The sequence below is a fragment of the Saccharothrix violaceirubra genome (assembly GCF_014203755.1).
GTDB lineage: Bacteria > Actinomycetota > Actinomycetes > Mycobacteriales > Pseudonocardiaceae > Actinosynnema > Actinosynnema violaceirubrum.
Window position 1 is genome coordinate 5,031,378 of sequence record NZ_JACHJS010000001.1, and the last position, 12,639, is coordinate 5,044,016.

6 protein-coding genes are annotated in these 12,639 nt (G+C 73.6%); all 6 read left to right on the plus strand.

Annotated features, from left to right (window positions below; all coding sequences use genetic code 11):
- Positions 1-3 precede the first annotated feature (3 nt).
- Positions 4-1,515: an acyltransferase domain-containing protein gene (locus tag F4559_RS22950; protein WP_184671885.1), complete on the plus strand. Its 1,512-nt coding sequence runs from the start codon at positions 4-6 to the stop codon at positions 1,513-1,515.
- Complete coding sequence (locus tag F4559_RS22955) at positions 1,512-4,529, plus strand: SDR family oxidoreductase (RefSeq protein WP_184671887.1); 3,018 nt, start codon at positions 1,512-1,514, stop codon at positions 4,527-4,529. The genes F4559_RS22950 and F4559_RS22955 overlap by 4 nt, the downstream gene beginning before the upstream one ends.
- A complete protein-coding gene (locus F4559_RS22960; protein ID WP_184671889.1) occupies positions 4,526-7,057 on the plus strand; it encodes a KR domain-containing protein in 2,532 nt (843 codons plus the stop codon). Before F4559_RS22955 ends, F4559_RS22960 begins: the two co-directional genes overlap by 4 nt.
- Positions 7,054-8,382: a cytochrome P450 gene (locus tag F4559_RS22965; protein WP_184671891.1), complete on the plus strand. Its 1,329-nt coding sequence runs from the start codon at positions 7,054-7,056 to the stop codon at positions 8,380-8,382. Before F4559_RS22960 ends, F4559_RS22965 begins: the two co-directional genes overlap by 4 nt.
- Positions 8,383-8,518: 136 nt before the next feature.
- Positions 8,519-10,777 (plus strand): SDR family NAD(P)-dependent oxidoreductase, encoded by a 2,259-nt coding sequence (locus F4559_RS22970; protein ID WP_184671893.1) that lies wholly within the window; start codon positions 8,519-8,521, stop codon positions 10,775-10,777.
- Positions 10,778-10,956: 179 nt separating this feature from the next.
- The gene (locus tag F4559_RS22975) at positions 10,957-12,471 is read left to right on the plus strand and encodes a spherulation-specific family 4 protein (RefSeq protein ID WP_184671896.1); all 1,515 of its coding nucleotides are present in this window, start codon (positions 10,957-10,959) and stop codon (positions 12,469-12,471) included.
- Positions 12,472-12,639: the final 168 nt, after the last annotated feature.

Here is a 12,639-nt window from a genome sequence, read left to right on the forward strand (position 1 = left end):
CGAGTGGAGACGTCGATAGGACTGTTACCTGGACAGGGGAGTTTCCGGGCGGGCGCGGTGGACGTGCTGCTCGCCGACGGGGTGGCCCGCGCGGAGCTGGCGACCGTCGACGAGGTGGTGCGCGAGACGCTGGCACTGCACCTGCTGAAGTCGACGACCGGCACCGACCGGCTGGGCGAGGACGAGCTGTACGCGACCGAGCCGGACCTGGCGCAGGTGGCCGGGTTCGCGACGTCGGTGGCGCTGGCGGCGCTGCTGCGGTCACGGGGCGCCTCGGTGTCGGTGTTCGCCGGGCACAGCCTGGGCGAGATCTCCGCGCTCGTGTGCGCCGGCGCACTGTCCACCGAGGACGGCGCGTGGGTGTTGGCGCAGCGGATCGCGGTGTTGCGCGAGGTGGACACCAGCGGCGGCGGGATGCTGGCGTTGAGCTGCGAGCGCGACCGGGTGCAACGCATCCTCGAACTGCTGCCGACCCGGGACGTGGTGGTGGCCGTCGACAACGGGCGGCGGCAGACCGTGGTGTCGGGCCCGGCGGACTCGTTGCGCCGGGTGGAGCGGATCGGCTCGGCCCTGGGCGTGCCGGTGGCGGCGTTGCGCGCACCCCACCCGTTCCACCACGTGCTGCTGGAACCGGCCCGCGTGGCGTTCGCGGAGGCGCTGCGGGGGATCAGGACGTCGATCCCGCACACGCCGGTGTTCTCGCCGATCCTGGGCCGCTACTACCGGCCTCGGGAGGACTTGTCGGAGTCCCTGCCGGCGCACCTCGTGCACCCGGTCTCGTTCGGTCCGACGGTCGACCGCGCCCACCGCGACGGGACCCGCGTGTGGGTGGAACTGGGAGCCGGCCGCACGCTGACCACCCTGGTCCGCTCGGCCCACCCGGCGGACACCGTGCTGACGCCGCTGCACGGCGGCCCGGACAACCTGACCCGGACCGTGGAGTTCCTGACCACCACGCCGCCGGTGCCGACCCTGGCGACCCGCGTGCCGCCCGCCCACTCCGCCGCGGTGGGTACGGACGGCGCCACCACGGCGGACCTCTTCCCCACAACACTCCCGGCGCCCTTCCCCCGCCCGGCCTCCGGACCGGCCAAGGCGCTTTCGGCACCCGTCACCCGACCGGCCGCCATCGACGTGGCGGGGGCACCCCTCGCTCCCGCGACCGTTCCCGCCAGGGCGGACGCCGTGCGAGCCGCGCACCAGACCACCGACACCGTCGGGGCGTCGGCACCTCACGCACCCGCGGCCCTTCCCCACCCGGCCCCGACCGCCGAGGACGTCGAGTCCCGGATCCGGCGGATGTACGCGACGGCCCTGGAGTACCCCGAGGAGGTGTTCGAGTCGGCCGCCGAGCTGGAGGCCGATCTCGGCGTCGACTCGGTCAAGCAGACCGAACTGATGAACCGGCTCGGGCAGGAGTTCGGGCTCGGGCCGCGCCCCGACCGGGCGCGGGTCGGGGACTACCGGACGTTCGGGCAGGTCGTGGCGTTCGTGCGGGAAGCGCTGAGCCGGTGACCGGGCCGCTCGGGGGTCGGGTCGCCCTGGTCACCGGTGGTGCGGGCAGCGTGGGCGAGCGGATCGTGCGCGGGCTGGCCGAGGCCGGCGCCACGGTGCTGATCAACTGCTTCCACTCCTACGACGCGGGCCGACGACTGGCCGACGACCTGGTGTCGGCCGGTCACCACGCCGAGGTCATGCGTGCGTCGGTCGCCAAGCCCGCGCAGGTCGAGCGCATGGTCGCCGAGGTGGACCGCACGCACGGCAGCCTGGACATCCTGGTCAACAACGCGGCGGCCGGGACGTTCGCGTCCTGGGACGAGTTGACCGAGGAACACCTCGACCAGGCGTTCGCGACCAACGTCAAGGGCGCCCTGTGGTGCGCCCGCGCGGCCCGCCCGCTGCTGGCACGCGGCACGGACCCGTGCATCGTGAACGTGTCGTCGATCGGCGCGAGCCACGCACCGGCGAACTACCTGCCGGTCGGCATCGCCAAGGCCGCACTGGAATCGCTGACCCGGTACCTGGCCGCCGAGTTCGCCGAGGACGGCATCCGCGTCAACACCGCGTCGGCCGCCTTGCTGGACAACGAGGTCGGCCGCCGGTTCCCGGGTGCCGACAGCGTGCGGGCCAACACCGTCGCGGCCACGCCCGCCGGGCGGCTCGGCGATCCCGACGACCTGGCGGACGTGGTGCTGTTGCTGGCCTCGCCCGGCTCCCGGTTCGTCACGGGTCAGACGCTGCTGGCCGACGGCGGTCTGTCCCTGATGCGCCACGCCATGGCACCGACCCCGAGCACGCCGTCCACGACGGCCTCCAGCACCCTTCACGGCGACGAACGGCACCCGGTCCGGCACAGCCGCCCGACTTCGACGGACCCGGCCACCGACGGCGAGTCGCCATCACGCGTCACCACCCCGGACCCGGTCGGCAGCGACCACACCACCGCATCCGTCCCGACCACCGACCGCCCGTCCCTTCCCACCGACCCGGATCCGGTCGTCGTCGTCGGCATGGGACTCGCGGTGCCGGGTGCGTCCGACCCGGACGGGTTCTGGCGGTTGCTGGAGCGTGGCGGCGAGCAGTTCGTCGAGGTGCCGCCCGACCGGTGGCCCGCGCACGCCTTCCACGACGACGACCCGGACGCACCGGACAAGACCTACCAGTCCCGGTCCGGGTTCATCACCGACTTCACGCCGCACCCGCGCCTGGAACCCGACTTCGCGGCCGACCCGACCGCGAAGTGGTTGCGGCACAGCGCGATCCAGGCGTTGGAGCACGTGACCACCCGGCCGGGCGACCGGTTCTCCGTGTGCGTCGGCTACACCCCCGACGGCAGCCCGCACCTCCAGGAAGCCCTGGTGCGCGGTGAACTGGAGGCGTTGGCCGATCCGGAGCACGCCGCCGAGGTCGCCGCCTTCGCCGACCGGGTGCTGCCCGGCAGCCGTACGGGCCACCTGCCGCTGTCCCACCGGATCGGACAGGACGCACTGCGCGGGCTCGTGCCCGACGACGCCCGGCTCGTCATGGTCGACACCGCGTGCTCGTCGTCGCTCTACGCGATCGACCTGGGCATCCGTGACCTGGTCGCGGGACGCGCGGACGTGGCCGTCTGCGGCGGCGCTTTCGCTTTGGCCCCACCGGGTTCGGTCCTGTTCGCCAAGGTGCGCGGGCTGAGTCGGACCGGTGCGGTGCGGGCGCTCGACCGGGACGCCGACGGCGTGCTGTTCTCCGACGGCGCGGGTGTCGTGGTGGCCAAGCGGTTGTCGCGGGCGTTGGCCGACGGCGACGCGATCCTGGGCGTGCTCGCCGGGTCCGGGCTGTCCGCCGACGGTCGGGGCAAGGCGATCTACGCCCCGTCGAGCGGCGGGCAGTCGCTGGCGATCTCGCGGGCGTTGGCGCGCACCGGGATCGGGCCCGCCGACGTCGACTGGGTGATCGCGCACGCCACAGGCACGCCCGCCGGCGACGAAGCCGAGTTCACCGCGCTGCGGGACGCGTATTCGTCCGGCACCGTCCAGGTGACGTCGAACAAGTCGCTGATCGGCCACACCGGCTGGGCGGCGGGCGTGGTGTCGGTGATCCAGGCGCTGCTGGCGTTGCGGCACGGCCGGATTCCGGCGCAGCACCGGTTCACCGCCGTGCCCGAGCGGTTCGGCATCGAGGGCACGGGGTTGACCGTGCCGACCGAGTCGGTGCCGTGGCCCGCCCGTGCCGACCGACCGCGGACGGTCGCCGTGTCGGGCTTCGGGTTCGGCGGCACGAACGCGCACCTGCTCGTCCAGGAATACCGACCCGGTAGGGCGAATCGTTCCGGCTACGGCACGCGCGCCGCGCGACCGGCGGTCGTCGTCGGCTGGTCCACGCACCTGGCCGACGGCGGCACGTTCGGCGACGCCTACCCGCACCCGCCGTTCCACCTGTTGCGGATGCCCGCGGCGGCGGTCCGCGCGACCGACCGGACCCAGCTGGCGATCCTGGAGTGCGTCGACCGCCTGCCCGCCGAGGTCAGGGCGGTGTGCGAGGCGCACCACGCGCGGGTGGGCGTCGTGGTCGGGCACACCGGGCCGACGCGTTCGGCGTCGCTGTACGGATTGCGCGCCTACCTGGACGCGCTGGACGAGGCCGCCGACACGGAGTCGGTGAAGGTGCTGCTGAAGCGGGCACGCCACCACGCCACCGGGCTGATCGGCGCGCCGACCGAGGACTCGTTCCCCGGCGGCATGCCGAACGTCATCGCCGCCCGCCCGTGCAACCGCTTCGACCTGCGGGGCCTGAACGTGGCCGTGGACGGTGGCGACGAGTCCCTGTCCCAGGCGTTCGCGACGGCCCGGCGCTACCTGGAGTTCGGCGACGTGGACCTGGTGCTGGTCGCCGGGGTGCACGGCAACACGCTCCCGTCCTGGCGGGCACTGACCGACTCGGCCACGCCACCCACCGAGGGCGCCGCGTTGTTCGCCGTGGCGACCGGGGACCTGGCCGAGGCCACCGGCCTGCCGGTCCTGGCCGAACTGACGGAGGAGTCCCCGTGACCGCCCGCGACCTCGTGGCCTGGCTCGCCGATCCCCGGGCACCACGACACTTCGACCGACCGGGCCTGCACCTGCGCCGCCCGCACGACGACCACGCGGCCACGCCCGGAAACCCACCGCACACCAGCCGACCCGCGCCCGACGCACACCCGGCCGACCACCTGTCGGAGTCCCCGCCCGCCGAGCCGTTCCTGCTCGACCGGCACGTCCTGACCTGGGTCGAGCACCCCAGGGTCGTGGTGCGGCCGACCCCACCCGCGTTGCCGCCGGGTGTCCTGGTGTTGACCAACTCCCGCGCGGCCGTCGCCGGGCTCGACCTGCCGCACGACGCGACCGTGCTCGTCGCGGACGGCGTCTCGCCGGTGGTCGCGCCACCTCCTTCGAGGCACGTGCGCGTGCTGGTCGACCACGGTCGGGTCGGGGTCGGTTGGTCGCCTGCCGTCCGCGCGTTGCTCGACCTGCACGAGCTGCTGTTCCTGGCCGCCCGCGCCAAGCCGGACACGCTCCTGGTCACCCTGCTCGACGCCGTCCACGACGGTGTGCCGGGCGCGTTCACCGGGCTGTTCACCGGGTTCGTGAAGAGCCTGGCGCTGGAGTTCCCGGACGTGCCCACCGTCGCCACGCTGCACGAACCCGGCCCGGTCGACCAGGCGCTCGCCCGATCCGTGCGAGAACTCGGCGCCCGACAACACCTCCCCGTCGTGTCCTATGTGGACAACCGCAGGCGCACGCCCAAGGCCGTCGGCAAACCCGCCGGCCCCGGCGACTTCACGCTCGACACCACCTCGCTGGTCGTCGCCGCCGGCGGCGCCCGGGGCATCGGCGCACCGATCCTGCTCGCACTCGCCCGCCGCTTCCGCCCACGCCTGCTCGTCCTGGGCAGCACCGAGCCGGACCGGTCGACCACCGCCGACAAGGCCCGCTACATCCGGGAGCAGGCCGCCCTGGGCGTGCCGGTCGGGGCGGCGTCGGCGAGGTTCGAGAAGCTGCGCGAGGCCCGCGAGGTCGACGCCACGCTCACCGCCCTGTCGGAACTCTGCGGACCGGGACGCGTCGAGTACGTGCGCTGCGACCTGCGCGACCCGGCGGCGGTCCGGGCCGCCGTCGCCGGTCGGGGACGGGCGGACCTGCTGCTCAACATCGCGGGCACCAACCGCGCGGCCGACGTGCGGTCCAAGTCGCCCGACGACTTCCGGGCCGTGCGCGACCTCAAGCTGCACACGTACCTCAACCTCAAGGACGCGCTGCGCGACCGGCCGCCGCGCCGGTGGCTCAACTTCGGCTCGTTCGTCGGGTTCACCGGCCAGCTCGGCGAGACGGACTACGCCTCGGCCAACGACTTCCTCAACACGGCGGCCGGCGCGGCGGGCGGCGGCGAGTCGACCACGGGCTGGACGCTGTGGCGCGACACCGGCCTGGGCGCGACGCCGATCATGCGGGCGTTCCTGGCCAAGAGCGACCAGTTCACCGCCACCCCGACCGCCGAGGGCGTCGCGCACTTCCTGGCCGAACTCGGCACGCCCGAGACCACCGTGTTCTACGGGGACAAGGAACGCGCGGCGATCGCGGCGGCACTGCCGGGCTACGCGCACCTGCGCCCGTTGCCGTTCCTGGACACCGTCGAGCACCCGTCCCCGACGACCCTGGTCGCCACCCGCACGTTCGACCTGGCCCGCGACGGCTGGCTGGCCGACCACCGGGTGCACGGCTACCCGACGTTGCCCGGCACGTTCGTGCCCGAACTCGCGGCCGAGGCCGCGCTCGCCCTCGTGCCGCACCGGATCCCGGTCGTGTTCGAGGACGTCAGGCTGCACTCGTTCCTGCGCGTGTACGACGAACGCCCGCGCACCAAGAAGATCACCGCCGAGCTGGTGTCGGCCGACGAGGTCGAGTCGGTCGTACAGGTGCACGTGTCGGGCGACGTGCACGCGCCCGACGGCCGGGTTCTCGCCGCCGACCGGCCGCACTTCTCGGCCGTGGTGCGGCTGCGCGACGAACCCGTGCCCTCGCCGACCTGGCCGCACTGGGACGACCACGGCACGACCCCGGTGCGCGACCCGTACCACGTGCCGGGCGCGGCCGTGGAGCTGACCGGCGTCTTCGTGTCCACATCGGACACGCGACTGCACCCGCACGGCAAGAAGGCGCTGTCCGCTTTGGACCCCCAAGCGATCCGACGCGATCTCCCCGACCTGGTCGTCCCGTCGGTGCTGCTCGACGGCCTGGTCCGGGTGGCCGTGCTGGACCTGGTGGACCGGCACCACACGCCGGTCGCCGTACCCAGGGCGATCCGCCGGGTCGACCTCTACGGCACCCGTTCCGATTCCGACCTGGCCGGCACGCCGGTCCGGCTGTACGTCACCCCCGCCGATCTCGACCTCGAAGCCGAACCGGCGGACAACCGGTGTGTCGCGGTCGCGCCGGACGGTTCCGTGCTGATGCAGGTGAAGGACGTCATCGGCACGGTCGTCGGGCACGTCGACCAGCGCGACGGCCGGTTCGACGACACCCCGAGGAGACGACCATGACCACCACCCCCGCCTGCCCGGTGGCGCGCGGCCCGCGCGGACTGCCCGTGCTGGGCGTGGCCGCCGAGTACTTCCGCGACCCGGCCGGCTACACGTTGCGCCTCCAGGAGGACCACGGCGGCATGGTCGACGTGACGCTGCCCAAGCCGTTCGTGCAGGTTACCGAGCCCGAGGCGGTCGACCGCGTGCTGCGTGGCAACCCGGACAACTGCACGCGCGGCGAGCTGTACAAGGGTTTCATCGGCTACATGGGCCGCGGGCTGCTCACGCTGGACGACCCGCAGTGGCGTCCGCACCGCAAGGTCGTGCAGCCGGCGTTCAGCCGGACGCGGATCACCGCCGACGCCGAGGAGGCCGTGGCCGCGACCAGGGTCGTGCTCGAACGGTGGGCCACCCGCGCCGGCCAGGTGTTCGACATGGCGGCGGACGTCATGGCGATCTCGACCCGCACCATGGGCCAGGCCCTGATCGGCCGCGACCTGTCCGTGCCGGGCCTGGGGTACGACCGGGCGGCGGCGATCGCGTCCAAGGTCATGTACACGCGGACGGTGTTCGGCGTCAACGAACTGCTGCCGGGCTTCCTGAACACCCGCTACCAGCGGGAACGGCGCTGGTCCCACCGCGTGATCGACGGTGTCGTGCACGCCGCGATCACGTCCCGCCGCCGCTCGGGGGTCGAGCGCGGGGACGCGCTGGACCACCTGCTGGCCTCCGACCTCGACGAGCAGGCCATCCGGGACGACCTGCGCACGCTCCTGCTCGCCGGCACCGACACGACCGGCCAGGCGCTGGCGTGGACGCTGTACGAACTGGCCCGCCACCCGGCCGTGCGCCGCGAGGTGGAGGACGAGGTCGACCGCGTGCTGGGCGATGCCGCGCCGACCCCGGCCACCAGGGACGAGCTGGTGGTGACCCGGTCCGCGGTCGACGAGGCGTTGCGCCTGCACCCGCCCGTCTGGCAGTTCCCGCGCGATCTGATCGAGGACGACGTCCTGGCCGGCCGCTCCGTGCCGGGCGGGTCGACGGTCCTGCTGAGCACCTACGGCACCCACCGGTCGGCCGAGCACTGGACCGACCCGGAGGCCTTCGACCCGTCCCGCTTCCGCGACGGGTCGACCCGCCACCGCCAGGCGTACTTCCCGTTCGGCGGCGGGCGGCGGATGTGCATCGGCCGCGACCTGGCCCTGGCCACCCTGGTCACGGCGGTCGCGATGACGACCCGCAGGTTCCGCCTGACGCTGTCGTCGCGCCCGGTGCGGGTGGGCACGTACATCACCATGTTCCCGTCCGACGGCATCCACGTCACCGCCCGGGAACGCCGATGACCGGGCGGCCGACCGGACCGGTGGCGGCCGACCGCTCCGGACCGACCGCCACCTGCCTCCTCGCGACGGTGGCGACCAACCCCTCGGGACCAGTGGTGGAAGCGGTGGCTTGGCACGGCTTCCGGGGGTGGCGGCGATGACCGCGTCCGGAGTGCCGGTCCGGCCGCACCTGGTCTCGTTCGACCCGGACTCCTCCGCCCGCCCGGTGCACCGGATGACCTGGCACCCCGTGCCCGTCGAGGCCGCGCCACCGGTCGACCTGACCGGACGGCGGGTGCTGGTGCTGGGCGTCGACCACGACCTCGTGGCCCACGTGGGCGCGGCGTTGGCGGCGGCCGGGGCGATCGTGGCCGCCCCCGACCGGGACACCACCGATGCCATCGACGGCATCGTGGACCTCAACGTCACCGGCGTCGGCATCGACGCGGACGGGACCGGGGACTGGCGCCGGGCGTTGACCGCGACCACCGAGGCGCTGCGCGCGCGGTACCCGGCCTGGGGCCGTGAACACCGCGTCGACCACCACTGGTACCTGGCCGTCACCGCGATGGGCGGGCTCATGGGGTACCGGCACGCCGCCGACGGGCAGCCCCTGGGCGGGGTGTGGGCCGGGTTCGCCAAGTGCCTGCCCCGCGAGCTGCCCGCCCTCGGGGTCAAGGTGGTCGACGTCCAGCACGCCGCGCCGGACGTCGTGGCCGCCGCCGTGCTCGCCGAGATCGGGTCGTGGGACCTGTTCGAGATCGGCTACCGGGACGGTGTGCGGTACGCGTTGACCGCACGCGCCGAGGCGGTCGAACCCCCCGCCGTGACGCTCGGACCGGACGACGTCGTCGTGGTCTCCGGCGGCGCGCGGGGCGTCGGGTTCGCGTTGGCGCGGGGACTCGCGGAGCGGTTCGGGTGCCACGTCGTGGTCACCGGGCGGGGTCCGCTGCCGGTGGACGCCCCGTGGTTCGGCCTCGACCACGCGGCACACGACGAGGCGCAGCGGGCGGAGATCGCCGCGGCACGCGGAACCGCCGACCTGAAGCGGGCACGGGCGGCGCACCGCCGCGAACGCGAGCTGCGCGACGTCCGCGACCACCTGGCACAGGCCGCCCACGACGGCCTGCGGATCACCTATGAACCGTGCGACTGCACCGACGAGGACCAGGTGCGGGCGTTGTTCGACCGGGTACCGACGCCGACCGTGGTCGTGCACAACGCGGGCATCGACGAACCCAAGCGCCTGGACCTCAAGACCGCCGACGAGGTGGTGCGCACGGTCGACGTGAAGGTGACCGGGTTCGGGAACCTGCTGCGGGCCGTGCTCCCGTTGCGGCTCAAGGCGTTCTGCAACGTCGGCTCGGTCGCGGGCCGGATGGGCGGCATGATCGGCCAGGTCGACTACGCGGCGGGCAACGAGGCGCTGGCACGCCTGGGTTTCCACGCCCGCGACGCGTACGGGGTGCCGGTGCGCACGCTGTGCTGGCCCACGTGGGACCGGCTCGGCGTGATCGCCAACCACGACGCGGCCGTGCGGTACGTGTCCACGTTGGCTCCCGCCGAGGGCGTCGAGCGGTGGATCGCCGAACTGCTCACCGGAGGTACCGGCGAGGTGATGTTCCTCGGCCGGGTCGGCAGCGCGCTGGTGCCCGGCCAGCTCCGCGGTTTCCGGTTGTTCACCGGGCACCCGGACCTCGCGCGGCTGCACGGACTGGCCGACCACCTGGGCGTCGTCGAGGAGTTCGAACCGTTCCGCCGGTTGCGGTGCCGACGCGCGTACGTGCCCGGTTCCCACCCGTGCCTGGCCGAGGTGACGGTGGCCGGTGCCCCGGCGGTGCCCGTGTCGGTGATGGTGGAACAGGCCTGCGCCCTGGGCGACTGGATCGTGCCGCCGGGCTGGCCGCGTCAGCACCTGGTCTCCCTCGACTGGTCCCTGGACCACCGCGGTCTCGTGGTGGACGGTCCCTTCGGGTTGACGGCCGAGGGCTCCGGCGACGAGGACCTGTGGCAGGTCACGGTCACCGTGGACGGTGCCGGCACCGTCGTGCTGACCTACCGCCCGACACCGCCACCACGGCCTCTCGCCCCCACGACCCCGACCGCACCGCCGCGCTTCGCCGACGCGTGGGCCGGTCTGGCGCTGGGCCGGCCGCGGTGGACGGCGGACGCCGTGCACCTGCCCGTGACCACTCCGGCCGACCTGTGGACGACGACTTTCGCGCCACCGCACGGCATCGCGCCGACCGCCGTCGAAACCCTGGACCGGCTCGGCGCCCGCCGACCGGAGGTGTGGCCCGACGCCCGCGACACCGACCGGTTGGTCGTGGACGGTGGCGTGGTGTTCGGCCTGCACGGCGACACCGTCACTTTGCGAGCCCCTCTCACCCGCGAGTCCTCCACTCGGACACCCTGAAATACGCACTCGGACCCACTCGATCGGGTGGACCGACCGGTCGACGGCCCGCCGCCCAACGGCGGCGATTGGAAACGCCACGGCCGGTCAGGACGCCGAGCGGTGGACCGAAGGGCGGACCTCTCGCCCGGCGTCCGTCGGATTGTCCGATCTTCGGCCCTACCTGGACACTGGACGCCATGACGCGTCTGAGCACGGTGTCGGCGCGGATAGGCGTCGCCGTCGCCACCGTGGCGTTGGTCGCCCCCGCACCGCTAGCGCACGCGGAACCGGTCCAGCACGCCGCGATCCCCGCGTACTGGAGCCCCGACACCCCCGACGGACGGGCCCTGTTCCACCGGCTCGCGGGCAACCACCCGACCACCGGCATCGTCGTGGTCAACGGCAGCCTGAGCAGACCCGAGGCGCCGCACGACGCCGCGTGGGCGGACGCCATCTCCACCGTCCACGCCTCGGGCGCGCGGGCACTGGTCTACGTGGACACCGGCTACCTCGGCGTCGACCTCGGGCAGGGCTCCCACCACACCCGCGAGGGCGAGATCTCACCGGAGGCGTGGCTGGCGCAGGCCAAGGTCGACGTCGACGGCTGGTACTCGCTCTACGGGGACATCGACGGTGTCTTCCTCGACCAGACGCTGTCCGCGTGCGGCCCGGACAACCTGCACGTCCGCCATTACGCCGACCTGGTCGCGTACGTCAAGGCCCATCACCCGGGCGCGTACGTGGTCCTCAACCCCGGCCGCGCGGTCGAGGAGTGCTACGCCGACGTGGCCGACACGATCCTCACGTTCGAGGGTTCGCGGGCCGCCTACCTCGCCCACACCCCGCCCGCCTGGGAGCTGGCCAGACCCGACCGCAAGAAGTTCTGGCACCTGGTCTACGACGTGCCGGCCGACGCCATGCCGGCCGTGGTCGCGCGCAGCAAGGCCAACGGCGCGGGCTACGTGTACGTGACCGACCGCGCGCACGACCCCTACCCCTGGGACACGATCGCGACCTACTGGGACGAGGAACTCGGCCACGTCGCCGGGGTCGAGGACGTCACGTCGCCGGAGACCCCGAAGGAGATCAGGGCCGCCGTCTCCCCCACCGAGGTGGTGCTCAGGTGGACGCCGTCCCGCGACGACGTCGCCGTGGTCGACTACGAGATCCTGCTCGGCCGCACGGTCGTCGGCACGACCTTCGACACCGCCTACACCGCGACCGGCCTGGTGCCCGGCGGCACCTACACGTTCCGCGTCCGGGCCCGCGACTCGGCGGGCAACACCTCGGCCACCGGCAACCCGGTCACGGTCACCACCCCGGTCCCGCAGGTCCACCACCCGACGGCGTGCGTCACGGCCACCAGCGCCCGCTACGCGGCGAGCTTCGTCCGCGAGTTCCCGCACCAACGCGTGTTCGTGGACAGCGACGACGACGCCACCACCGGCTACCCGCTCCCGCCCGGCCTGCCGCAGGGCGTCGACCACATGATCGAGGGCGGGGTCCTGTACCGGCACTCCGGCGCGGGCTGGACGTGGACGGCGGTCACGGACGTCGCGGTCACCAGTGCGGACGGCACCACGACCTGGGAGTTGCCGACGTCGGCGTACGGGCAGGTCGCGACCAGGCAGGTCGTGGTCTTCAACGGCTACGACGGCGTCGACGAGTACAGCGAACCGATCACCGTCACGATCGGCGACACCTGCACCTGAAAGTCCACAGTGGACTCGAAGGTGCCGGCGGTCGGGGTGGCACCCGGCTCCCCCCGGTGCCGGCCCTGCCGTGCCGCCCCGACCGCCGACGCCGATCCGGGGACTCCCCCTCGGCGTCCCGCCTGCCACACCCCCCGGGTGGCACGCGGCCTACCCCCGATTGTCGGC